The organism is Armatimonadota bacterium (genome assembly GCA_018268395.1).
Lineage (GTDB): Bacteria > Armatimonadota > Fimbriimonadia > Fimbriimonadales > Fimbriimonadaceae > JAEURO01.
In genome coordinates, this window is sequence record JAFDWQ010000004.1 from 33,939 (window position 1) to 57,764 (window position 23,826).

24 protein-coding genes are annotated in these 23,826 nt (G+C 62.9%); 13 read left to right on the top strand and 11 right to left on the bottom strand.

Going from position 1 to position 23,826, the window contains the following annotated elements; all coding sequences use genetic code 11:
- The first annotated feature begins 43 nt into the window (after positions 1 to 43).
- From JST30_09305 to JST30_09315, 3 genes are read left to right on the top strand one after another with little or no spacing between them, the layout of a single operon-like run.
- Positions 44 to 1,174, top strand: coding sequence for a hypothetical protein (locus tag JST30_09305; protein MBS1714518.1), 1,131 nt, complete (start codon positions 44 to 46; stop codon positions 1,172 to 1,174).
- A gap of 11 nt (positions 1,175 to 1,185) precedes the next feature.
- Positions 1,186 to 2,550, top strand: a complete 1,365-nt coding sequence (locus JST30_09310; protein ID MBS1714519.1) for a caspase family protein — start codon at positions 1,186 to 1,188, stop codon at positions 2,548 to 2,550.
- Positions 2,551 to 2,572: 22 nt separating this feature from the next.
- The gene (locus tag JST30_09315) at positions 2,573 to 3,451 is read left to right on the top strand and encodes a hypothetical protein (protein ID MBS1714520.1); all 879 of its coding nucleotides are present in this window, start codon (positions 2,573 to 2,575) and stop codon (positions 3,449 to 3,451) included.
- Here the strand turns inward: JST30_09315 and JST30_09320 are convergent.
- The 4 genes from JST30_09320 to der form a co-directional block, all read right to left on the bottom strand.
- Positions 3,448 to 4,209 carry a type III pantothenate kinase gene (locus JST30_09320; protein MBS1714521.1) on the bottom strand — a complete coding sequence of 254 codons (762 nt, stop codon included), beginning with the start codon at positions 4,207 to 4,209 and terminating at the stop codon, positions 3,448 to 3,450. The genes JST30_09315 and JST30_09320 overlap by 4 nt on opposite strands.
- Positions 4,193 to 5,575 carry a phosphoglucosamine mutase gene (glmM, locus tag JST30_09325; protein MBS1714522.1) on the bottom strand — a complete coding sequence of 461 codons (1,383 nt, stop codon included), beginning with the start codon at positions 5,573 to 5,575 and terminating at the stop codon, positions 4,193 to 4,195. Before glmM ends, JST30_09320 begins: the two co-directional genes overlap by 17 nt.
- The gene (locus JST30_09330; protein MBS1714523.1) at positions 5,572 to 6,105 is read right to left on the bottom strand and encodes a nucleotide exchange factor GrpE; all 534 of its coding nucleotides are present in this window, start codon (positions 6,103 to 6,105) and stop codon (positions 5,572 to 5,574) included. Before JST30_09330 ends, glmM begins: the two co-directional genes overlap by 4 nt.
- A gap of 80 nt (positions 6,106 to 6,185) precedes the next feature.
- Positions 6,186 to 7,538 (bottom strand): ribosome biogenesis GTPase Der, encoded by a 1,353-nt coding sequence (gene der / locus JST30_09335; GenBank protein ID MBS1714524.1) that lies wholly within the window; start codon positions 7,536 to 7,538, stop codon positions 6,186 to 6,188.
- 84 nt (positions 7,539 to 7,622) lie between these two features.
- Between der and JST30_09340 the strand changes: the two genes are divergently transcribed.
- Entirely contained in the window at positions 7,623 to 8,168 is a 546-nt protein-coding gene (locus tag JST30_09340) for an acyloxyacyl hydrolase (GenBank protein ID MBS1714525.1), read from the top strand.
- Between the two features lie 21 nt (positions 8,169 to 8,189).
- Positions 8,190 to 9,287, top strand: a complete 1,098-nt coding sequence (gene tgt, locus JST30_09345) for a tRNA guanosine(34) transglycosylase Tgt (GenBank protein ID MBS1714526.1) — start codon at positions 8,190 to 8,192, stop codon at positions 9,285 to 9,287.
- Here the strand turns inward: tgt and JST30_09350 are convergent.
- Positions 9,284 to 9,580: an MGMT family protein gene (locus JST30_09350; protein ID MBS1714527.1), complete on the bottom strand. Its 297-nt coding sequence runs from the start codon at positions 9,578 to 9,580 to the stop codon at positions 9,284 to 9,286. The genes tgt and JST30_09350 overlap by 4 nt on opposite strands.
- On the bottom strand, positions 9,577 to 10,257 hold the full coding sequence (locus JST30_09355; GenBank protein ID MBS1714528.1) for a prepilin-type N-terminal cleavage/methylation domain-containing protein: 681 nt from the start codon (positions 10,255 to 10,257) through the stop codon (positions 9,577 to 9,579). The genes JST30_09350 and JST30_09355 overlap by 4 nt, the downstream gene beginning before the upstream one ends.
- A gap of 127 nt (positions 10,258 to 10,384) precedes the next feature.
- On the opposite strand from JST30_09355, the gene JST30_09360 reads away from it, so the two are divergent.
- Together JST30_09360 and JST30_09365 are read left to right on the top strand one after the other, a co-directional pair.
- Positions 10,385 to 11,392: an LCP family protein gene (locus tag JST30_09360; GenBank protein ID MBS1714529.1), complete on the top strand. Its 1,008-nt coding sequence runs from the start codon at positions 10,385 to 10,387 to the stop codon at positions 11,390 to 11,392.
- Entirely contained in the window at positions 11,389 to 12,216 is an 828-nt protein-coding gene (locus tag JST30_09365; GenBank protein MBS1714530.1) for a hypothetical protein, read from the top strand. The genes JST30_09360 and JST30_09365 overlap by 4 nt, the downstream gene beginning before the upstream one ends.
- Before the next feature lie 4 nt (positions 12,217 to 12,220).
- On the opposite strand, the gene pckA is transcribed toward JST30_09365, so the two are convergent.
- Complete coding sequence (gene pckA, locus JST30_09370) at positions 12,221 to 13,738, bottom strand: phosphoenolpyruvate carboxykinase (ATP) (GenBank protein MBS1714531.1); 1,518 nt, start codon at positions 13,736 to 13,738, stop codon at positions 12,221 to 12,223.
- A gap of 106 nt (positions 13,739 to 13,844) precedes the next feature.
- Between pckA and JST30_09375 the strand changes: the two genes are divergently transcribed.
- The 4 genes from JST30_09375 (at position 13,845) to JST30_09390 (ending at position 18,069) form a co-directional block, all read left to right on the top strand.
- Positions 13,845 to 14,135 (top strand): 4a-hydroxytetrahydrobiopterin dehydratase, encoded by a 291-nt coding sequence (locus JST30_09375; protein ID MBS1714532.1) that lies wholly within the window; start codon positions 13,845 to 13,847, stop codon positions 14,133 to 14,135.
- Complete coding sequence (locus tag JST30_09380; protein ID MBS1714533.1) at positions 14,132 to 15,028, top strand: aminoglycoside phosphotransferase family protein; 897 nt, start codon at positions 14,132 to 14,134, stop codon at positions 15,026 to 15,028. The genes JST30_09375 and JST30_09380 overlap by 4 nt, the downstream gene beginning before the upstream one ends.
- A 9-nt stretch (positions 15,029 to 15,037) precedes the next feature.
- On the top strand, positions 15,038 to 16,123 hold the full coding sequence (gene aroC / locus JST30_09385) for a chorismate synthase (protein MBS1714534.1): 1,086 nt from the start codon (positions 15,038 to 15,040) through the stop codon (positions 16,121 to 16,123).
- Positions 16,124 to 16,227: 104 nt separating this feature from the next.
- Complete coding sequence (locus tag JST30_09390) at positions 16,228 to 18,069, top strand: exo-alpha-sialidase (protein ID MBS1714535.1); 1,842 nt, start codon at positions 16,228 to 16,230, stop codon at positions 18,067 to 18,069.
- Between the two features lie 38 nt (positions 18,070 to 18,107).
- On the opposite strand, the gene JST30_09395 is transcribed toward JST30_09390, so the two are convergent.
- The 4 genes from JST30_09395 to JST30_09410 all read right to left on the bottom strand — a co-directional run bounded on the left by JST30_09395 (position 18,108) and on the right by JST30_09410 (position 21,852).
- Positions 18,108 to 18,719: a hypothetical protein gene (locus tag JST30_09395; GenBank protein ID MBS1714536.1), complete on the bottom strand. Its 612-nt coding sequence runs from the start codon at positions 18,717 to 18,719 to the stop codon at positions 18,108 to 18,110.
- 2 nt (positions 18,720 to 18,721) lie between these two features.
- On the bottom strand, positions 18,722 to 19,333 hold the full coding sequence (locus JST30_09400; protein ID MBS1714537.1) for a hypothetical protein: 612 nt from the start codon (positions 19,331 to 19,333) through the stop codon (positions 18,722 to 18,724).
- Positions 19,330 to 20,949 carry a helix-turn-helix domain-containing protein gene (locus JST30_09405; protein MBS1714538.1) on the bottom strand — a complete coding sequence of 540 codons (1,620 nt, stop codon included), beginning with the start codon at positions 20,947 to 20,949 and terminating at the stop codon, positions 19,330 to 19,332. Before JST30_09405 ends, JST30_09400 begins: the two co-directional genes overlap by 4 nt.
- Before the next feature lie 120 nt (positions 20,950 to 21,069).
- Positions 21,070 to 21,852 (bottom strand): phosphate ABC transporter ATP-binding protein, encoded by a 783-nt coding sequence (locus JST30_09410; GenBank protein ID MBS1714539.1) that lies wholly within the window; start codon positions 21,850 to 21,852, stop codon positions 21,070 to 21,072.
- 109 nt (positions 21,853 to 21,961) lie between these two features.
- On the opposite strand from JST30_09410, the gene JST30_09415 reads away from it, so the two are divergent.
- Positions 21,962 to 22,789 (top strand): alpha/beta hydrolase fold domain-containing protein, encoded by an 828-nt coding sequence (locus JST30_09415; protein ID MBS1714540.1) that lies wholly within the window; start codon positions 21,962 to 21,964, stop codon positions 22,787 to 22,789.
- A 62-nt stretch (positions 22,790 to 22,851) separates the two neighbouring features.
- Entirely contained in the window at positions 22,852 to 23,784 is a 933-nt protein-coding gene (locus tag JST30_09420) for a peptidyl-prolyl cis-trans isomerase (GenBank protein MBS1714541.1), read from the top strand.
- Positions 23,785 to 23,826: the final 42 nt, after the last annotated feature.

A 23,826-nucleotide genomic window follows, 5' to 3' on the forward strand; every position in this document is an offset into this window, starting at 1 on the left:
CTATCATCAAGAGTAGGCAGAACCTGAAAGGAGAATATTGGAGTTGACTGCAAGGAAGCGATCGTTCGTCGTCGTCGGGGCCGCACTGGCTTCGTCGTGCGCCTCCGCACAAGTGCCCGACCTGCTGAACGCCCTCGATGCGGGCGGTCGGGCGATGGGCGTGGGCGGTGCGACCCAGGCAACGGACAGCAACACCCTGTCGGGCTACTACAACCCGGCGGGCCTTGCCTTCATCACGGCTCCAACCATCGCGGCCGCTGTCCGCAACCTGCCCGAGTCCGATAACCGGATTTCGGGCAATTTCAACAATCCTGACTATTCGACGAGCCGGGGCATGGGCGCCCGCCGCCTGACCCACGTCGGTGCGGCCTTTCCGGTCAAGAACGGCGTCGTCGGCTTGTCGTACACGGTCGGAGGCTCGTTCAAGGACTTCCGCCTGGGCGACAACCTCGCTGACGGGGCCTTGACGGTCCGCAACTACCAAGAAGTCCTTCAGGCCCAGACGGACTTCTTCTCGCTCTCGTTCGGCGCCCGCAGGCAAGACCTCAACTGGGGCGTGGGGCTCGTGGTCGCGAACCAGTACATTTCGGACCAGGGCCGGTACGACCAGTTCGACGGTAACAACAACGTCGGATCGGTGACGATTTCGAACAGCGGGAACACGACCGGTATCGGCGCGATCGCCGGCGTCCAGTTCTCTCCGGGTCACGACGGTAAGAGCCAGGTCGGCATCAGCGTCCGCACGCCGATCCGCTTGAGCAAGAACACCCAGACCGACCCGTACTTGAACAAGCTGCCGGGGCGGGCTTCCATCGGGGTCGCGACGCGGACGGACCCGATGCGCGGCGGTAAGGACTTCCTCGTCTACGGTGCCCAACTCGACTGGTTCTTCGGTGCGGACAAGAACGGCACGCTCCAGCGCAAGGACGTCCTCTCGGGCGGTGCAGGGGTCGAATACAACCTTCATCGTTACAACGCCCGGATCCCGCTACGCCTCGGATATTCCTTCGTGCCGAAGGGAGGCGACGCCTTCATCGCACGGAACACCTTCACGTTCGGCATCGGGTATCGTCCGGAAAGCAGCAACCTGGCCGTCGACCTGAACTTCGGCCTGCCCTCTGGAGGAGGCGCGTACGACATGGGCTTGTCGGTCACGTACAGGGTTGGTAAGTGAAGGGATCAAGGATGAGACTGAACCGGATTGCCTTGCTGGTCGCAGTGTGCGCTTGTGCGCCGCTCGCGTTTTCCCAGGCGTGGAAAGACGCGTACGACAAAGGTCTGGCGGCCGCCAAGGCCGGAGACTGGGAAACCGCACGGGCCTCGTTCAAGGCGGCCGTCGCGGCCCGGCCGGAAGACCAGTCCGCAGCGACGATCCTCCCCGGTCCGGTGACGGAGCCGAACCGCTGGCGCGGAGGAGCTCCCTATTCCCCCAATTTCGGGGCGGCCTATGCGACCGTCAAAGCGGCCGTCGCCCTCAAAGAAGCCGATCGGGCTCCCCTCCTGCAGGAAGCCCAGTCGGGCTTTGAGACCTTGGTCGAGAAGGGTCAAGTGTCGCCCGCGACCGTGTACTGGCTCGGTCAGGTCTACACCCTCTTGAAACTTTCCGACAAGCAGAACGCCCTCGACGCGAAAGTCCAAGGCAACGCGATGTCGTGGTCGGTGGACGCCGAGATCATGACTCCGGAAGACGCGGGCATGGTCGGTTCGCTCTCTCCCATGAACCCCGACAAACGGGGCGGGACCCAGATCAGCAAGGGGTCGGGGCCGAAAGTGACCGTCTTCAGCAAGCCGACGGACAAGACCGGAACGGTCAGTATCCCGACCACGTCCTTGACGGGCAAAGTCCCGGTCTTGAGTACGAAGTTCGCCCTCCTTATCGGCAACACCCAGACGCAGATGTCGTCGGGCTCCGTCCCGTTCGCGGCTTCGGACGCACTGGCTGTCCGTGACGGTCTTACGAACAACGCCGGCTACGACGAGAAGAACGTCGACATGGTCTCGGAAGGCACCGCGTCCCAAATGCTCGCGGCGGCCAAGGCCCTTGCCGACCGGATCCCGAACGACGCCACCGTCATGATCTATTTCAGCGGGATCGGCGTGAACGTCGATGGAAAAGACTATTTCGCCGGGATCGACGCGGCGATGTCGACCGACACGAACAAAATGGTGTCCCAAGACGACCTGCTCCAACCCTTCCGGTCGAAAGGGGCCCGCGTGTTCCTGTTCTGCCAAGCGAACCGTCCGATCGAAAGCGGCCGGTTCTTCGGCATGGACTCTGGCTTGACGGGCATGCTCGCACGGACGCAAGCCACCAGTCCCGGAGGCAACGTGCTTTCGACCACGATCGATGGCAAATCGATCGGCCTCTACACGAAGGCGTTCGTCGACACGCTCGCCGAATTCAGGTCTAACAAGATTCCCGTCACCGAGTTTTCTTGGAGCGTTTTCCAGGCGATGCAGGGCGGATTCGGAGCCGCAGGCGGAACAGGCACAGGCCAAGTCCCGTCGATTCCGGCCGTCCAGTACATGCCTTTGAACGCTTCTTTTTGATTCCGTCGTCATAGGAAAGGAAATGGAGTCCAAGCGGACGCGCCCCGATGCGCCGCCGCTCGATCCTCGGGCGGTCGCCATCATGAAGAAGATGGCCGGCGACTTCGCCGATCGTTATGCCGAGGAGTTCCTTCTGGGCCATGTCCGGAAGTCCCTCGGAAGTGCGGCCGGAGACAAGAAGGCGACCGCCGACTGCCTTGAATCGCCTTACGAATCGCTGCTGGTCTTTTATTCGCACTACGCGTTCGCAAGGAGGGGGAAAGACCGGGACGACTTGTCCAAACTCGCTTCCGACGCCTTGCGCCGATTGGCCGCGTCGACCCCCTTCGAGGAAGTACTCGGTCAAGCGGACGGAACGGCGCTCTGGAGCGCGTTCGAGCAGGTCTGCGCCGACGCTCACAAGAAGAGCGGCGAGCAACAGAACCGCGGCCCGATCCAGGGCATGTTGGAACTGGCCCAAGAGATCCATCGACAGGATCCGGAGCTGTCGCTCGCGACCTGGATCGTGGACGGAGTCGAGGACGACGGTCGTCTCGAAGACCGGCACATGAGGATCGTCGACATCCGAGGCGTGGGGCCGAAGAGCGCGTCGACGTTCGTCCGCGACATGGTCTGGCTGTACGACGTCGAGGACGACATCGAGCCTGCGGACCGTATCTTCGTCCAGCCCGTCGACCGATGGCTCCGCCTGATGGTGAAGTTCGTCGTACCAGAGCCGGGCCTAGACGATCCCGCCGATTGGATCGTCGCGGGCAAGGTCTCCAAGTACACGCGCCGGGCCGGCGTCAGCGGGATCGGCTTCAACATGGGGACGACCTATTTCGGTCAGAAGATCGTTCAAAACCCGGCCAAGTTCGAAGGAGAGCTCCGCGAACTCCTCAAGGCGTCCGGCGAGGCCTAGCGGGACGCGAGCCGGGCGTAAGCCGTGCGAAGGCCGTCGATCGTCAGGTTCGGATACACCGACCCGATCTCCTCGCTCAAGCCCAAGAACGCGTCCGACAGGCCTCCGGTCGCGACAGCGCGCGCGTCCCCTGTCTCGAGCCGGATCTTACGGACGACGTTGTCGACGGCGCCGGCATAACCGTACATCGTCCCTGACCGTAAAGCGTCCACCGTGTCCGTCCCGACCGCGACACGCGGGGCGTCCAACGAAACGGAAGGCAACTTCGCCGCACGTGACGCCAGCGCTTCGAGCGAGACCGAAACGCCGGGCATGATGGCTCCGCCGGCGTAGCGGCCCTGGGCGTCCACGACGTCGAAGGTCGTGGCCGTCCCGAAGTCCACCACGATCACGGGCGTCCCGATCTGTTCGATCGCAGCCAGGGCGTTCGCGATGCGGTCAGCGCCGACGGCGTCGGCAGGGCGGTAGAGGACGTCGAGACCGACGTCGGCGCCGTTCTTCAGGAAGAGTGGCGTGCTCTGCAACCATTCTTCGCCGAAGCGTCGCCAATCGGCGTTGACGGACGGCACGACCGATCCGACGATGACGCCGTCGGCCTGGAACGGCAGGCCCTTGAGCGCACAGAGTTGGGCAAGGCTGGCCGCTGTCTGGTCCTCTGTGTCGCCCGATCGCGTCGAGAACCGCCAGACAGCTCTCCATTCGCCGTCCCAAAGTCCGACGACGGTCTGTGTGTTCCCGACGTCAATCGCCCAAAGCATGCGTGAGGTCCACCCGGCTGTAGATTTCTCCGCCCATGTCCGAGACCATCGCTCCGACGACCTTTTCAGCGACGGCGTCCCGCAGGTCTCGATCGTCGGCTTCGACCATCACCCGGATCATCGGTTGCGTTCCGCTTGGCCGAACGTTGAGGCGTCCACGCCCCTCAAGGGCGCTCTTCGCTTCGTCCAAGGCGGCCGAGACGGCCGGGCGGGCGTCCCAGCCGTCGCTCGCGGCGACGGAGACGTTGACGAGAACTTGGGGCCACGATTCGTAGTCGCCGAAGAAGTCGGAGGCGCGCCGTCCTTCGCGTTGAAGGACGCGGCAGACTTGAAGGGCGGTGACCAGACCGTCGCCCGTCGGAAGAAGGTCGGGGAAGATGATGTGGCCGCTCTGCTCTCCGCCGATCTTGCCTCCCTTGGCGCGGAGTACGGCGCTGACATATTTGTCTCCGACGTCGGCGCGCTCGAGCACGATGCCTTCGCTCTGCATGTGGCGTTCGAAGCCGCCGTTCGTCATGACCGTCCCGACGACGAGCGATGGATCGAGCTCGCCGTGGTGTCGCCAGTGGGCGCACCAAATGGCCATCGTCCTGTCGCCGTTGATCAAGCGGCCCTGATCGTCAGAAAAGACCGCTCGGTCGGCGTCTCCATCGAAAGCGACACCGATGTCACAGCCCGTTTCCTGGGTCAACCTTTGGACGGTCTCGGGTTTGGTCGCGCCACCTTCGGCGTTGATGTTCATCCCGTCGGGCCGTACTCCGACGGCAGTGACCGACGCACCTAGCTGCTTGAACACCTTAGGCGCCAGTTCGTAAGCCGCACCGTGCCCGCAGTCCATGGCGATTGAAAGTCCCTCAAGGCCTTCCGGCACCTGCGACGCCAGCCATTCCACGTATGCGCTCTTCAATCCGGACTCTGGTTCGAGCGTACCGACGGCGGCGCCCGTCGGCGGTTCTGCAACGACCAAGTCAAGGTTGTCTTCGATCCAGCGTTCGACGTCTTCGTCGACCTTGCGGCCCTCATGGCCGATGAGCTTGATGCCGTTGTCCGGAGCCGGATTGTGACTGGCCGAAATGACCGCGCCGAGGCCGAACTCGCCAAGCATCGCGGTACAGCAGACGCATCCGGTAGGGACGACGCCCATCGTGACGACGTCGACTCCGACCGAGCAAAAGCCGCTCGACAAGGCCGCGCCCAGCATGGGGCCGCTCCGTCGCGTGTCGCGGCCCAAAACGACCCGCTGTGGCAGGTCTTGGCCCCGGAGCCAGGTCCCCGCCGCCCTTCCGATCCGGAACGCCAGTTCCGGCCCGACCTTGACGTTCGCCGTCCCACGAACGCCGTCCGTCCCGAACAGTCTCTTGCTCACGGTTTCTTAGCCACCCTCACTTTGGCGGGTCGGACGACCCTTCCGTGGAGAGTGTAGCCTGCCTCGATCTCGTCCGTCACCGTGTCTTCCGGGTGCTCGTCGGTCGGTTGGGTGAGGAGAGCTTCATGGAACTCGGGATCGTACGGGATGCCGACGGAGGGGATCCGCTTGACCGCTCCGGACTCGAGGACTTGACGCAGCATGCGGTCGACGGCCTTGACGCCGTCCAGGAGCGCTTCGTAGCTAGAGCCCTTTTCGGCTGCCGCCAAAGACCTCTCGAAACTGTCCAGTACGGGTAAGAGCCGCTCGACGAGCGGTTGGGCCGCGAACTTCCTGTCTTCCTCGGCTTGCTGACGAAGGCGCCTTTGCACGTTTTGGGCTTCCGCCATGGCGCGGAGAAGCTGATCCTTGAGCCGGTCCCGTTCCGCGGCCAAGTCGGCAAGGGCTTGGTCTCGAGGATCGATGGAGGACGCGTCGGCGGCCGCCTTCTCAGAAGTCTCGGAAGAGGGTTCAGCCTGGGTTTCAGGCACAGTCGTTCCGTCCATAAGTCACGTGGGGTCGTTCCCTATTCTACAACGCCGACCCACAAGCGGCCGGCTCCTGGGGCCCACTACTTGTCGTACTTGCCTTTGCTCGACCGGGGCACGACCCGGGCAGGCGTCCCTTCGAGCGGGAACTCCTTTCGCAGGACGTTTTCGATGTACCGGACGTAAGAAAAGTGGACGAGTTCGGCGTCGTTGCAGAACAGGACGAACGTCGGGGGCTTTGTCTGAGGCTGTGTGCAGTAATAGACTTTGAGAGGTCGGCCTTTGCGAGTGAGAGGCTTGTCGAACACGGCGTCTTGGACGACACGGTTGAGGTGGCCCGTCGACACACGGAAGCACCAGTGTTCGACGGCCCTGTTGACCGCTTTCATGACGCCCTCCATACCTGCCGATTCCTTGGCGGACGCGAACATCACGATGGCGTATCCGACCTCTGGGACTTCGTCCTGGAGGACCCGTTTGAAGTCCTTCTTGACAGGCGTGTTCCGGCCCAAATCGCCGTGCGGGGGTTCCACAAGGTCCCACTTGTTGACGACGATGACGAGCGGTTTGCCCAGGTCGTGACTGGTCTTGGCGACCCGTTTGTCCCCGTCGGTCAGCCCTTCGTGCCCGTCGACGATAAGGACGGCGCAATCGGCGCGTTGGATCGCGGTCTCGGCCCGGTGGACCATGTAGTACTCGACGGATCCTTGGATCTTGCCTCGGCGACGGATGCCTGCCGTGTCGATCAGCCGCACTTTTTGACCCTTCCAGTCGATGACCGTGTCGACGGCGTCACGGGTCGTCCCGGGGATGTCGCTGACGATCACCCGTTGCTCTCCGGTCAAGGCGTTGACCATGGAGGACTTCCCTACGTTCGGCCTGCCGATGATCGCGAGTTTGAGTTCGTCGATCGGAAGGTCTTCGACGCCGCTCTTCGGGAAACCCTCGGAAATGCGGTCGAGGAGGTCGTTCACGCCCTTTCCATGGACTCCGCTCACGGCGAAGACCTCGTCGAAACCCAGCGCGTAGAACTCGTTGGCCCCTGTGGCGCGGTCGGGATTGTCGGCCTTGGTCGCGACGACGTAGACGGGCTGCCGTACCCCTCGAAGACGGGAGGCGAGGTCGAAGTCCGACGGGTTGAGCCCCTCGTCCGCGTCGACCATGAAGAGGATCACGTCGGCCTCGGCGAGCGCGACCTCGGCTTGGACCCGGATCTGCTCGATGAGCGGATCGTCGTCCCCGAAAAGGATGCCGCCCGTATCGACGAGCTTCATCCTTCGGCCGTTGTGGTCGAATTCGGCGTACAGCCGGTCGCGGGTCACACCGGGTTGGTCCTCGACGACGGCGATGCGCTTCCCGGCGATCCGGTTGAACAGCGTGCTCTTCCCTACGTTCGGCCTTCCGACGATGACGATGGTGGGAGTCCTGAAGGCCATGGGGCCCAGGGTACCTAGGAGAGCCCGCCCACCCCTGCGAGAGGACACATCCCTCACCTTTCCGTGGGTGTAAATTGTCGGTTCATGCGCGGACTGCTCCTTGTGACGACCTTACTTCCCGTCTGCGCTTGGAGCCAATCGTCCGATGCTCCCGCTTGGAACTTTCGCATCGGGCCTTCGTTCGGTCAGACGACGATCGGCTCCGAAGACACGCGCCGGGGGACCGTCTGGTCGCTCGGGTTCTCGAGGCCGGAGAAGCGGCTGGCCTTTCGAGGCACGTCGGCCGACCTCTTGATCGAGGGCTACTATTTCTTCAACCGGGGCGGCGGGTTCGAGGACATTCCGGTCAACACCATGCACTCGTACGGCGCCATGGCGACGGCCCAATACCGGGTCAAGGAAGTCCGGGGCACGACAGTCCACTTCGACCTCTCCTGGGGCCTCGTCTACAACAGCATCACGACGCGCGACCTGGATTCCAGGCTCAATTCGACTCCGGCCATCGGGATCGGGGTCCGTCGAGGGCGAGCCGACTTCACCGTCCGCTTTTTCCACATGTCGAACGGCGGGACGAGCGGCAACAACCAGGGCTCGAACAACATCCAGTACCTCTTTTCCTGGCGGATCTGACCGCCGACCGGCCCTCTTCTCATGTCGATCGCGTTCGAAGTCATCGCCCGGTGCCCGCACACCCGTGCGCGCCGGGGCCGGTTGCACACGCCGCACGGCACCGTCGAAACCCCTTGTTTCATGCCCGTCGGCACGCAGGCGACGGTCAAAGGTGTCGGTTCGGAAGACCTTGAAGCATTGGGCTTCGGCCTGGTCTTGAGCAATACGTACCACCTGTCCTTGAGGCCTGGACCGGACTTGATCGAGAAGCTCGGCGGACTCCACGGATTGATGAGCTGGAAGGGGGCGATCCTGACGGACTCAGGAGGTTTCCAGGTGATGTCGTTGTCCCACCGACGGAAGCTGACCGACGAGGGGGTCCGGTTCCAGTCGCACATCGACGGTTCGGAACTGTTCCTGACGCCCGAAACGTGCATCGAGACACAGGCTAGGTTCGGCGTCGACGTGAGCATGATGCTCGACGAGTGCCCGCCCTATCCGTGCACGCGTCAGGAGGCGGAGGCGGCGATGCGCCGGACCCACCTTTGGGCGCCTCGCAACCTGGACGCCCGGTCGGAAGGGCAGGCCGTCTTCGGGATCGTTCAAGGCGGGGTCCACGCCGACCTCCGTGTGGAGTCGGCAAAGAATCTGACCGCCTTGCCCTTCGACGGATACGCGATCGGTGGCGTCAGCGTCGGCGAGCCGACCGAGATGCAGCGGCCCGTCGTCTCGATGACCGCGCCGCTCTTGCCCGAGGACAAACCGCGGTACTTGATGGGTGTCGGTCATCCGCAGGACATCCTGCATGCCGTCGCTGCGGGCGTGGACATGTTCGACTGCGTCCTCCCGACCCGCATGGCGCGGCACCACACGCTGTACACGCTTCAAGGCCGCGCCAACGTCCGCAACGCAAAGTGGGCCGACCATAACGGCCCCTTTGATCCGGAATCGGTCTTCCCGCCGACAGAACGCTATTCGGCGGCGTACCTCCGGCACCTGTTCGTCGCAGGAGAAGCGCTCGGCGCCCGTTTGGCCACGCTGCACAACCTGGCCTTCTATGCCCGGCTCATGGGAGAGGTCCGCGAGGCGGTGGCCACGGGAGGTTGGGAGTCCCTGAGTGCGCGTTACGCGCGTGCCTAAGGGACCATGAAGCGATCGGTGGCGACCCGGTCGTCGACGAACGAGACGCCTTCCGCTTCGAGCTTCCGCCGCTGGTCGAGGGCGAAAGTCGGGCCCCGGCCGCCGATCAGCAGGTCGCCTTTCTTACCGACGACGCGCCACCAAGGGACGTCGGGCGGACAGTTCGTCATCCACTTGCCGACCAAGACGCCGCTGACGGGACGGGACAAGGCCCTGCCGACGTCGCCATAAGCCGCGACGGATCCCGGCGGGATCGTCGCGACGATCTGCCAGAGTTCGTCAAGGACGCTCAATTGAGTTCCGTTTCCCAGGCTTGGCGAAGACGGTCAAAGGTGACGGACTTGACGTGAAGGTCTCCGAACAGGGTCACGTACCGGAAGCCTCGCAGCTTGCCCGGATAGAAGATGTCGTTCTGCGTCACCCGTCCGCCGTCGCCGTGCCAATGTCCGGCCGCGTCGAACAAGACGTTGATGTCGGCCGGCAGGTTGAACCCTGTGCCCGAAAAGAGCCGGAAAGCGATCTCTGTCCGGAAGAAATAGCTTGATCCGTACGTCCCGTAAAGGGTCGGTACAGTCTTGAACTCGATGTTCGGTTGGTCGTCGATCACGTCCGTCCCGTCGTCGGACGGGCAACGGAAGAGTTCCTTGCTCTTGATGTAAGGCTGGAGGGCCTCGGAAAGGAGCGGCATGTTCGGGATTTGGGCTTGGAACTCCGGTTCATGGGCCCAGATCTCCGGCCGGTATTTGTCCACTGCGTCGACGGCGTACGGGAAGACGTCGTCGTGGTCGGACATGTAAAGTCCGATCCCCGCCCCGATCTGCTTGAGGTTGCTCACGCAGTTGGCCTGCTTCGCCGTGGCCTTTGCCCTTGCGAAGACCGGGAAGATCAAGGCGGCCAAGATCGCGATGATCGCGATCACGACCAGCAACTCGATCAACGTAAAGGCTCTCCGACCGTTCACTTTCCCCATGATACGCTGGACGCGGCCGGTTCGTTCCTGGGCTCTTCTGGACGTCAAGGGCCGAACGGCCCGTAAAACCCTGGGCCAGAACGCAGGGGGACCGGTCGTGGTTAAGGTACTTTGTAGGATCGTTTTCATGGCCGTCGACGAACAAAAGCCTTTGTGGAAGAGGCTGATAGCAAGGGTTCTTTGGGTGTCCTTCGCATTCGTCTGCCTCGCAGGAGGCACGGTCGTCGGCTTGGTGAACCAGAGCAAGGTCGGAAAGGAGTTGGTCGAGCAGACGGCCAAGAACGTCCCGCCGCAAGAGGTCTTCAAGCGGGATTCGGTGACCCTGCTCGTCCTCGGATGCGACGAAGACCGGTATTACGCAGGCGTGGCCGGCCGCAGAGACACGCCGGGCGGCATCACGCGGCACGCTTCGCGCAGCGACATGATGCTCGTCACGAAGCTGGACTTTGCGAACAAGCGGATCACAGGTCTCTCCATCCCTCGCGACATGTTGTGGCAGCTTCCTGGTTATCGGAAGCAGAAGATCAACGGTTTTCACGCGATCGGCTACACGAAAGGCGGCCCCGAAATGGGCAAGGACTACGCCAAGAAGGCGACCGAAGGCGTTGTCGGACTCAAAATCGACCGCGTCGTCGTGCTGGACTTCCGAGCGTTCGCCAAGATGGTCGACCTTTTGGGCGGGGTCGAAGTGTACGTCCCGAAGAACATGGATTACGACGACTTCGCGGGCGGCCTCCACATCCATTTGAAGCAGGGACGCCAGATTTTGAGCGGAGAGGACGCCATCGGGTTCGTCCGGTTCCGTCACTCCGACAGTGACTTCCAGCGTCAGGCCCGCCAGAAAGACCTGATGATGGCGATGAAGGACCGGGCCTTGGCGAAATGGCAGGTCGCCCCTCAGATCATGGACGAGAGCTACGAACTCCTGGGTCGGTCGCTGCTCCCCCGAGAGATCGCGTCCCTCGCCCTTTTTGCTAGGAAAGTGGGGGCGGACAACGTCAAAATGGACATGGTCCCCGTCATCGAACGGAGGGGGAGAAGCGCGCTGGAACTGGACGAAGACAAGTTGGACGAAAAGCTCGAAGAGCTGCACATGACGCCGGATCCGGCGGACCGGGTCACCGCCGTCCGATGATCTTCCTGGCGACGCAGTCCGCCGAAGAAGACCGGGAAGAACGGCGCCTACGGGGCCGCTACACGTCGAAGAAAGACCTGTTCTGGATCCTTGTCGTCGTGACCGTCACGGTCGTCGTCGCAGCCTCGATGATCAAAGCCCAGGGTCCGAACCGCGACAAGACCATTTGCAGGCGCAACCTGAAGCACATCGCCGACGCCCTGCTAAGCTACTCCGTTCAGGAGAGCGACGTGTTGCCGCCCGCCTACTACATGGACAGCGACGGCGGCCCTGTGATCCAGGCGGAAACCGGCGCGCCCGTCACGTGGATGTCCTTGATCGAGCCGCACTTGAACAGCCGGGCGGACTTCGTCTGCCCGAGCGCCAAGCCCGAAGAACGGTCTCCCAACTTTTCGTTCCAAAAAGGGGTCGGCACCTTCCCTGGCACCTACGGGATGTACCGTGGCCTTTCGTGCGTCCCGATCAATCGGATCCCGAACAGCGGGTCCAGCGTGCTCGTCGCGGAGACGGCCGAAAGCGGCGCGAACGGGAGCTACGATCCGGAACCGTTCGCAAAGGACCGCCCCGACGGATTCCTGATCGGCTGGGACAACGGCAATCTCGACTTCGACTTGTCTACGAAGTCCGTGACGCGGCTGGCGTTCGGGAACTCGGCCTCGGGCTATCGCGAGGGCTCGTCGACGACCCGTCACCCCGAAGAGATCTTCGGGATCACGGTCGAAAAGGGGCTGGTGTCGTTGACTCCGGCCGGGGCGGCCGTCCAACAAGACGCGCCCCGGCTGAAGGGCCGGTGGTGGGCCGACCCGAACCTCTACAAACCTTGACGGGTCAAGCGAACTTCTTAAAGTTCTCGTCGAACATCGCCTTCAACTGGTTCGCCTTGGCGTCGTAAGCGTCCTTGTCCGCCCAAGTAGACCTTGGATCGAGGACTTCGGACGGCACTCCGGGGCACGACCCAGGGATCTCGAGGCCGAAGACGGGCTCGGTCTTCCAATCAAGGAGCCGGCCCTGGAAGGCGGCTTCGATCATGGCCCGCGTATAGGCCAGCTTCATCCTGTTGCCGACCCCGTAAGGGCCGCCGGTCCATCCCGTGTTGACGAGCCAGACGTGACTGCCATGGCGCTCGATCTTTTCGCCGAGGAGCTTGGCATAAGCGCTCGGATGGAGCGGAAGGAACGGCGCGCCGAAGCAGGTGCTGAACGTGGTCTGTGGCTCCGTCACGCCGGCTTCGGTCCCGGCGACCTTGGCCGTGTAGCCGTTCAGGAAGTGGTACATGGCCTGTTCCTTCGTCAGGCGGCTGATGGGCGGCAAGACGCCGTATGCGTCGCAGGTCAGGAAGCAGATGTTCTGCGGGTGCCCGCCGACGCTCGGAATCACAGCACCCTCGATGTAGTCGACCGGATAGGCGCAACGCGTGTTCTCGGTCAGGCTCGTGTCGTCGTAATCGGGCGTTCGCGCCGCGTCGAGCACCACGTTCTCCAAAACGCTCCCATACCGGATGGCGTCCCAGATCTGCGGCTCGCCTTCCCGGGTCAGCTTGATGCACTTAGCGTAGCAGCCGCCTTCGACGTTGAACACGCCCGAGTCGGTCCAGCCGTGCTCGTCGTCGCCGATCAGACGGCGGTTCGGATCGGCCGAAAGCGTCGTCTTGCCCGTACCGCTCAGTCCGAAGAACAGGGCGGTGTCCCCGTCCGTGCCGATGTTGGCGCTGCAGTGCATGCTCATGACGCCCTTGAGCGGCAGGAGGTAGTTCATGATCGTGAACACGCTCTTCTTCATTTCGCCCGCGTACTGCGTGCCGAAGATCAAGACGGTCTTGTCGGTGAAGCTCAAGGCGATGACGGCGTCCCGGCCGTCCCGCTCCCACGTTTCCCGGCACAAGTCGACGACCGTCCATTCCGGCTGGAACGCCTGGAGTTCGGCTTCGGTCGGCCGGATCAGAAGCGAGCGGACGAACAGCGCATGGTAGGCGTTCTCGACGATAAACCGGACGGAGATGCGATGGGCCGGGTCGGCACCGCCGAACGTATCGACGACGTAGAGCCTCTTCGACGGGAGCGCCTTGGCCGCTTTGTCGGCCAGCATCGCAAACGTCTCCGCCGACATCGCGGCATTGTTGTCCCACCAGACCTTGTCCTCGGTTTCGGCGTCACGGACGGTATGTTTGTCCTTCGGCGTCCGGCCTGTGTACTTGCCGGTATGCGCGACGAGGGCACCGTTCGAGGCGAGGACCCCCTCGCCGTTGCGGACCGCGTGCTCGATCAATTCGGGCACGGAGAGGTTCCTATAGACCTCCTTTGCGGACGACGGGTCGATGTTGACGAATTCGGCGCTTGCGGTACTCATCGTTGAATCCTCAGGCGATTCGGGATGGTCCAGTTTACCGATCACTTATCCGTCGCTGTGGGTCAGTCTTCGAGTCCGGCCGACCATCCGGTAACCTTACGGTGCCATGAAGTTAAGCTACGTCAAACTGACCGAACAGGAGCTCCACGCGGCTCTTGAAACGCTCCCTTCATGGACGGTCTCCGACGGTCGGCTCCAGCGCGAGTTCACGTTCTCCAACTACAAAGAGGGCGTCGTCTTCGCGTCGGCCGTCGGTTGGGAGGCGGACCGTCTGAACCACCACCCGGACATGACGGTCTCCTATGGAAAGGTCACCGTCTCGACCGTCACCCACGACTCGGACGGTCTCACGCCTTACGACGTCGAACTCGCCCGGTTGGTCGACAGTCTCGTGTGAACGCCGAGACCGTCCCCTTCCCGGAGGTCCGACCGGACCAGGCGCGAGCGTTTTCGCACAAGCACGGTCTCGTCGGAGAGTGGCACAGGATCGCGTCCCGGGGCATCGTCCACTCGGTCTATAGGGTCGGAGACGCTGTCGTCAAGATCCCCCGAGACCACCCGGAATGGGTCTGCGACACGTTGACGGAGGCCGTCGCGGTTCCCGCCGTCGTCGCCGCCGGAGTGCCGACGCCGAAACTGATCGCGTTCGACGCGTCGCGGGAAGACTTCCCTGTCCCGGTCTTGATCCTCGAGCTCGCCCACGGGTCGCCTGTCGACCCGTCCGACCCCGTGCGTCCTGACGTCGACCTCCTCGGACAGCGGTTAGCCCAGGTCCATACGCTCGTTCGGCACGTCCCCGATCCGAACGGCTGGCTTGACGGACCAGGGGACGAGCATTTCGAAGACCGGTTCGAACAAGCGGTCAGTCTCTTGCTCCTCACCCCGTCTGAACGCGCATTCCTGGACTCGGTACGTCCACATATTGCGGCACCGTCACAGGCGTGCTCCGAAGTGTTCCTTCACAACGACGTCCATGAGAACAACCTTCTCTGGACGGCGCACGGATCGCTGACGTTGATCGACTGGGGCGATGCGGCGTGGGGCGACCCTGCCTCCGAGTTTACGCGCATACCGACTGAATGGCTGGAAGAGACCGTCGCGTCCTATGAGCGCCTGGTTTCGACCGATGTCGCGTTCCGTCGAAGGGTCGTCCGCTGTCAGTTGGACAACATCTTGTCGAACATCGTCCGGGGCAGTCGTTGGGCCGCGGAATCCCAGGTGAGGTTGCATCGCCTGTCGGAGGTGTGCGGCGACTTCTTAGGTGCCCCTGTCTCCAGGATCACGGCATAATCCATCCGGATGGGAAACACGTTCGGCCGACTGTTCCGCGTCACGACGTTCGGGGAAAGCCACGGGCCCGCCGTCGGATGCGTCCTCGACGGGTGCCCCTCCCGGCTGTCGGTCACGGTCGACGACGTCCAACGCGACCTGGACCGGAGACGCCCTGGCCAGTCGAAACTGACGACCCAACGGAAAGAAGGCGACCGGGTCGAAATCTTGAGCGGGCTGTGCGACGGACAGACGTTAGGAACGCCGATCGCCATGCTCGTCCGGAACGAAGACGCCCGTTCGCGCGACTATGACGAACTGTCTGAAAAGTACAGACCTAGCCATGCAGATTATACATATCAACAGAAGTACGGAATCCGCGCGTGGCAAGGCGGCGGCCGGTCCTCGGCGCGGGAGACCGTCGGAAGGGTCGCTGCCGGCACGTTTGCGAAGAAGCTCCTCGTCCACTTGAACGAGGTCGAAGTCGTGGCGTGGGTCGATCGCGTTGCCGACATCGGCTCCGAGGTCGACTCCGGAACGGTCTCCGTGACGGACGTCGACGCCGTCCCTGTCCGCTGTCCGGACAAAGTTGCGGCCGAAAAGATGACGGAGAGGATCGAGTCCGTTCGGAAGGAAGGCGATTCGGTCGGTGGCGTCGTGGCCTGCGTCGTGCGCAACGTCCCGACAGGCTGGGGCGTTCCGGTCTTCGACAGGCTCGAAGCCGATCTGGCGAAAGCGCTCCTGTCCCTTCCGGCGAGCAAGGGATTCGAAATCGGTTCGGGCTTCGCAGGCACGGCCCTTCGCGGCTCCGAACATAACGATGCGTTCAGAGCGGACGATGCCGGCCGAGTGTCGACTCCGACGAACCGGAGCGGCGGCGTGCAAGGGGGGATCAGCAACGGCATGCCAATCCTCTTGCGGGTCGCGTTCAAGCCCGTCGCGACGATCATGCGCGAGCAGGACACGGTGACTGTGGCTCACGAGAACACGACGATCACGGGCCGGGGCCGACACGACGCCTGCGTCCTTCCACGGGCCGTACCGATGGTCGAAGCGATGGTCGCGCTGGTTTTGGCGGACCACGCCCTGCTTCATCGGTCAAGCCGGCTCGACTAGGGCCGGCAATCTTGCCTGTAACTGAGGCAAGTCACCGTTCCTTGGGCTCCTTTTTCGTAAACTGGAGCCAGGGCGCGCTAGACGCCCGTTAAGGATCGATTCAGATGAAAAGCATTCACCTCCTGGCAGCCCTGGCCCTTGTGGTTCCGGCCGTCGCTCAGACCCAGAAGATCCGGCACTTACCGGACGAACCGCTCGAACAAGGGGACATGCCGCCCGCGCCGAAGGTCTTGCAGTTCACGTCTCCACAGATGGTCGCCGTCCAAGGCGGCTTTACTTCGGTCCAGATCAATGTCGACGGGAACGGGAACAACGTTCTGGGGGACGCTGCGAACGAACCGTCGATGACGATGCATCCGAGCGACCGGAACAAAATGGCGGTCGGCTGGCGGCAGTTCAACAGCATCTCGAGCAACTTCAGGCAGGGCGGTAACGGGTACACGGTCGACGGGGGCGCGCACTGGACGGTGAACCCGCTCCTCGAGAACAACGTCTTCCGGAGCGATCCCGTCCTGGTCACGACGGCGGAAGGTGTCTTCCACTACAACAGCCTCCTGGAGACCTTCTTCACGACCGAGTTCCGGTCCAACGACTTTGGCGACAATTGGACGAAGCTGGGTCCCGCCACGGGCGGCGACAAGCAGTGGTTGACGATCGACCAGACCAACAGCACCGGGAAGGGGTTCGTCTACCAGTATTGGAGCACGGCCGGAAACAACTATGGCGGTCGGCAGTTCAGCCGGAGCACGGACGGAGGAACGACGTGGATGAACCCGATCAACATCCCGAACCAGCCGATTTGGGGGACGTTGGACGTGGCGCCGAACGGAGACCTCTATCTGTGCGGCGTCGACCAGGGGACGCCCTCGTTCTGGTTCGTCCGGTCGCAGAACGCGAAGAACGGATCGGCGACCCCGACGTTCAACCTGACCAAAAACGTCAGCCTCGGCGGCGACATGATCTTCGGCTCGGTCGTCAATCCGGGCGGCCTATCGGGACAGTGCTGGATCGCCGTGGACCGGAGCGGCGGGGCGACGAACGGCTTCATCTACATGCTGTGCTCGGTGGTCCGAAACGGCTCGAACCCGTGCGACGTGATGTTCATCCGGAGCACCGACGGTGGCAACACTTGGAGCACGCCGAAGAGGATCAACGACGATCCCCAGAACCAATCTCGGCACCATTGGTTCGGCACTCTGTCCGTCGCACCGAACGGCCGGATCGACGTGTGCTGGCTCGACTCGCGCAACGATCCCACGAACGCCACGTCCCAACTCTACTATTGTTCGTCGACGGACGGCGGAACGACGTTCGCTCCCAACGTCCAGGTGTCCCCTGCCTTCAACTCCACGATCGGTTGGCCTCAACAGGACAAGATCGGGGACTACATGGCGATGACGTCGGACCTGGGCGGGGCGAACATCGTCTATCCGGCGACCTTCAACGGCGAGCAGGACATCTACTTCGTGCGCATTCCGAACGGGCCGCAAGAGGTCCAGCCCAACGCGTTCACGTATGTTCGGGGGACGAAGGTTTCCGGCCAACTGAGCGACCTGTTCACGGTCGATGCGAACTACTTGGTCGGCCGGACGTTCGTCACGGCGAACGCGACCGAAGCCCCAGTCCAACTCGCGGTCACGGCTCTGTCGCCGAACCAGGCTCCGAGCGACCTGAGCGTCAAAGTGGTCGCAAAGGCGAACAGCGGAAACGTCCAGCAGGAAGTCACGCTGTTCAACTTCCAGACCCAGGCCTATGAATCCCTTGATACGCGGAACCTCGACACCGGTGACGTCACCGTGTCGGTCGGCACGTCTGGCGACCGATCGCGGTACGTCGATCCATCAACGGGGACGATGCGGGTCAAGTTGAACTACAAAGCGGTCGGCCCGCTTCCTTCGGCCCTGACCGTATCGGACAATCAGGTTCTTTGGACCGTGACCCCGTAGGGGAACGTGGCCGCCCGTCGGAAACCCCGGCGGGCGGCTCAAGCCCCGAGGCCGAGCGCGACGATCGCGCAATAGGCGCCGAGGACGCCTTCGACGAGCGAGGCGTCCAGATCGGACACTCGAAGGGTGGTGCCTGCGGCGACATTGGTCTCTTCGCCAAGGGCAGACTCCGAACCCCACGATAGGGTTCCCGCTTTCGCGACAAGACGTCCGCCGCGCGGGAACAGCTCACGGCCGACAATATGGGCGGCGCCGAGGAACGCCCGCTGATCGGTGGACGCTTCTGCGACGTGCAAGAGGGACCGGAGCCGCTCCGAAGCGGCCGAGGCTTTCGATGCGGCCCGGGACAGGCGGGTCGCCTCGTCCTCCAAGTTCCGGATCCCAGATTCCGCGGAACGGTAGGTGCGAGGGTCGCGTGCCCGGTACAGCACGGCGTCGCTCGTCCTTCCTTCTTCACGGAGCAGGGGGCCCGCCTCGGCGGGGTCGAACCGCTCGCCGAGTAGCTTTTCCGGATCGCCACCGACAAGGGCCAGGGCCGTCCGGTCAAAAAGGATCGCCTCACCCCGTTGGTTCAGGATGAAGCGACCCTTCGTGTCTTGGTCCAGGAACGCTTCTGGCGACGATTCCGGCCCGAGCAGCGTCCCGTCCAACTCTAGGGCTCCACGAAGACGTGGAACGACTTTTTGACGTCCTTGACTTGGACGACGATGTCGCCAGATCCGGTCCTCGTCGGTGTCAGTTTGTCGTCCGTGCTCAACCTTCCGAACCCGCCGCTCAAGTAGACCGTGGGTCGAAGGTTGCGGGTGTTCGGGCCAAGGATCTTGATGTTCAAATCGTATTGCTGGCCGATTTTGAAGACTTGTCCGTCCCTGATGCTCGAGATGAACAAGACGTCCCGGCTCGATACGGAGACGGGCAAGGGCCGGATGTTGAACTGGTAGTTCTGTTCCGAACCGGCGTCGAATTCGATCGTCGTTTTCGAGTAACCCTTACCGCTCGGGTAGACGGTCACTTTGGTCTTGCCTTCAGGCATGGGCGAGGAGAAAACGGTCTGGTCGTTGGTGACGATCTCGGACTTGTGCCCGTCGGAATATTCGACAAGGACGTTGCTCTCGCCACCGTCAAGGCCTTGGGCCTTTCCGATCGGGATGTTGCCTTCGCCTTTAGGCAGGTGTTGGAATTCGGCGACTTGTGATCCGCCGCAGCCCGCAAGTGCGGCGACCGCGACGAGGAATGTCAGATTGAGTGCTTGGAAACGAGTCATTTTTCCCTCCGAGGGGACGTTTTTGCAGAATCTCCGCCAAGGTCGGACACCAGGAACCGTTTCCAGTCCTTGTCATCGGCATGTGCCGACGAAGTCCGACTCCCTGTCGGTTGACCATAGGTCGAAATAGTGCTTGAAAGTGCGGTCAGGGGGTCTCCGGAGAGGCCCGAAAGATAGGACATGAGCCGTTCCGCGTCGGGCGAGAGCCCTTCACGGTCCGACATGGACAGAGCGGCTTGGAAGGCTTGGTCGGCCTCCTCACGACGGTCTGTAACGAGAGAAAGTCTACCAAGGGCTTCCAGGTAGAGCACGTGCGGCCGACCCGATCCGAGGACTTCGACCCAGGATTCGACGTTTGCGAGTGCGGTCCGGGAGTCCGAAGTCCGTCCGAGAGCCGTCAGCGCCATCGACTCGAAGACGCCTCCGGTCAATTGTGCGGCCACATAGCGATGGGCGGAACCGTGGGAGCGCGCGAGCATTCCCCATTCCAGTGCCGCGGCAAAGTCGCCCCGCTTCAGGGCGAACTCGGCTTCCAGGAGCAACCCGAAGGACTCGCTCCTGCGGTACTGGCCCCGAACAGCCCGAGAATACGCGTCGGCGAGCAGTCCCCGAGCGCGATCGTCGTCGCCGAAGGCAGCCAGCAGCCCCGCGCGGGCCAACTCTGTCAGCGTCGAGCGGGCCTCGTCTTGCAGCGTGAAGGTGACGTCTTTGGCGCGCAGGACCATCAACGTGGCCTGATCGAGCTTGCCCAGACAGGTCAGCGCGATCGCGCACTGGACCATCATTTCGGCAGCCTGGTCGGGGAGGCCGGCGGAGAACGCCGCGTCGAGCGCGGACTCGCTTTGGGACAGGCCCGTCTTCCAGCGTCCCCGGGCGCACACGATGCTCGCGTAGTTGGCCCGGACGTAGGCCATGGCGGGTTCGCTCAGCCGCGGATCGTCGAGGAGGCCGTTCAACCGGTCTTGCGCGGCGTCGAAGTCCCCGATGCGTTCGGAGAGGGCGGCGAGCGAAATGTCGCCCTTCCACTTCTGATCTTCGGGCAGGGCCTCTCGGCTCGTCTCGAAGCACTCCTTCGCCTTGTCCAAGTGGCCGACGCTGATGTAGCAGAAGCCGAGCGTCTGGGCGCAGGCGCCGACCTTGTCCAAGGCTCCAATGGCTTTGAACGACTCGCTCGCGGTCTCCAGGTGCCGTGCTGCGGACAAGTAGTCGCCCGTAAGGGCCAACGCGTTACCCGCCTTCCGGAGCAGTTCGGCGCGGATCGCGGGCGCCTCGCCCGACTGCCCGGTACCGATCGCGTCCAAGGCGGCTTCCGACGCCCTGGCCGGACTCGCTGGCGACATGAACGCGTCGACGAGCCTCATCGAATGGTAGGCGTTCGACGTTCCGTCCAAGTCCTCCAGGTTCTGAGGATCGAAATACGAGAGCGGCTTGCCCGTGATCTCGGCCGCTTGTTTCAATCGGTCGTCGGACATCTTCAGGGCGCCGGACGCGTACGCATAGATCGTCGGTCGGCTCACGTTCATGCGTTCGCCCAGTTCCCGAAGAGTCAACCCCGCTTCGCCAGCCGCCTTTCTCAGCCTGCGCCCGACTTCGGACACGCTCGTGCCGTCTTGCATCCTGTTCTAAGCCGTAATGGTACGCGATTCGCGTCGTCGTGCTGTCCCGATGGAAGCAGAATATGGGAAATTCTTGCCGGTTGTCTCGCCGGCGCTCACAATTTCCAGTAATTATACTGGCTATCCGAACCGTCCCGAGATGTAGTCCTCGGTCAGTTTGTTCTGAGGGTTCAAGAAGAGGTCGACGGTCGGACGGTGCTCGATCAGTTCACCTTTCATAAAGAACGCCGTATTGTCGCTCGACCGCTGGGCCTGCTGCATGTTGTGGGTGACGATGACGATCGTGTACTGCTGTTTCAGCTCGGTCATCAGGTCCTCGATGCGCTGCGTCGCGACGGGGTCGAGCGCCGAACACGGCTCGTCCATCAGGATGATCTCCGGGTTCACGGCAATGGTCCGCGCGATGCAGAGCCGCTGTTGCTGACCGCCGGAGAGGTTGAGTCCGCTCTTGTGAAGCTTGCCGTCCTTCACCTCGTCCCAGAGGTAGGCCCGGACGAGCGCGCGTTCGACGATGTCGTTAAGCTCCGATTTCTTCTTGACACCGTGGATCCGTGGGCCGAAAGCGATGTTGTCGTAGACCGACATCGGAAACGGATTGGGTTTCTGGAAGACCATGCCGACGACCCTTCTCAGTTCGACCGGGTCGACGTCGGGGGCGTAGATGTCCTTACCGTCGATCAGGATCCGTCCCTCGACCCGAGAGCCGTCGATCAGGTCGTTCATCCGGTTCAGGCAACGCAACAAGGTCGACTTGCCGCATCCGCTCGGGCCGATCAAGGCCGTCACCTGCTTGGGAGGGACGATGACACGGACTTTGGAAAGTGCCTGGAAGGAGCCGTAGAAGAAGTCCACATCGATGACGTCGATGCGGCCCTGTTCGACAGCGGTCTGGGGCGGCTCCATGGCTACCGTCATCGTACCGATTCTAGCCCATCGGCAAGCCGCGCCGGAACCTCCGGTTTGGGCCTGAGCGGAACCGGACGGCCCTTCGGACCGTTCAGAATCGTTACACATGATCGCGACCCTTCTCAGCCTGATGGCACTCGGCCCCGACGTCAAGATGGGACTCGAATACGGGCAGGCCGACGGCAAGCCCCTGCTCATGGACTTCTATATGCCGGACAAGCCCGTCCGGAAGCCGGTCCCCGTCGTCGTCATGATCCATGGCGGGACCTGGATGTCGGGCAGCAGGGGCGACATGACCCCGTTCGCGATGGTCTTGGCCGAAAAGGGCGTCGCGGTGGCCAACGTCGACTACCGTCTCGCTCCGAAGTCCAAGTGGCCGGCCATGATCGTCGACTGTCAGAACGCGGTCCGGTACCTGCACGGCTCTGGATCCGAATTGGGCATCGATCCCGCTCGGATAGGGGCAGCCGGAGCCAGTGCGGGCGCCCACCTGGCGCTTTTGCTCGGGTTTACGGACGGCTGGGGCCCTGGATCCGGCCCGTCGACTCGCGTCCAGGCTGTCGCGAACTTCTTCGGACCGACCGATCTTTCTAAGGATTTCGATAAACAACTTGCTGATTTCGTCGGACTGCAGGTCATGGGCAAGAAGGCGAGCGAGGCTCCTGAAGACGTCAAGTCGTTCAGCCCGGTCAACCATGTCGACCAGAAGAGTGCTCCTGTCTACACCGTCCATGGCACCGCCGATCAAGTCGTCCCTGTCGTACAGGCGGACCGATTGGAGACGGCGATGAAAGCGGCGGGCCGTCCGCACACGAAGGTCATCGTGGAAGGGATGGGGCACGGGGTCGGCGCCAAGGACGAAGCGACGGTCGCGAAGATCAAGGCCGAAGTCGACCGGGCGATGGCCTGGCTCGTCGCGCGGCTGAAAGCGTGAAAGTCCCGTTCGCCGGTGCGAGCGCGACTCATCGCTAGCTCCGACCCGTCAGAATCGACAGCATGAGGCTTCTCGTCATGGCCACGGCCCTCCTCGCCCCTGCGTGCTTTGCCCAGACGCCCGTCGACAAGACCCTGGTGGTCGTCAACGGCCAACCGATCGAAGGCAGGACGTATTTCAAGCGTCTCGAGGTCCTGCCCGAAGTCGGCACGATGATCGACAACAAATTCGAGCCCGCCGCTCCGGGATACCTGGCGCTGAGCAAGTTGATCGACGAGATCCTGCTGCTCCAGTTGGCGAAGGACAAAGGCGTAGCTCCGACCGATGCGGAGGTGGAAGACCTCTTTAAGAAGCGGAGCGCCCAAAACCCCGACCTGATGCCGTCGCTGGAAAAGATCGGGTTCACGTCCGACGACTACAAGTACGACATTCGGCTACAACTCGCCGAATACAAGCTGACCGTCATGGGAATCAACATCACGGATCAGCAGGTCGAAAAGCATTACAAGGACAATCAGTATATGTACACGCTCCCAAAGCGGTACAAACTGCGCGTCATCGCAGTCAGCTCCGAGGATGATAAGAAGAAGGTGGACCAAGCGCTCGGATCCGGCACCGCGTTCGGAAAAGTCGCCCACGACTTGAGCATCGACATCAGCCGGGCGAACGACGGTCAGATGGGCGAAGTGCCGGAGGCTTCCCTGGCCAACGCTTCGGCAGCGGCGATCAAGGCGACCAAGAAGGGGGCGACCACCGACTGGCTGACGAACAACAGCCTGTCCGTGAAGTTCTTGGTCGAAGACGTCCTGGAGCAGAAGGTCGTGCCGCTCGACCCGGATTTGAAGGACAAGGTCCGCCGCACGCTGATGCTCGAACGGGGCCGGATCCGGAACGACGTCGCGTCGATGATGGCGAACATGAGGAAGTCCGCGAGAATCGACTATAAGGGGACGATTTTCGACGAGCAGCTCAAGGGCCGCTTCGGCAAAGGTTGAACGAGCCCGTATTCCGACCGGCCCGCGCCCGTCCCTCCCGTG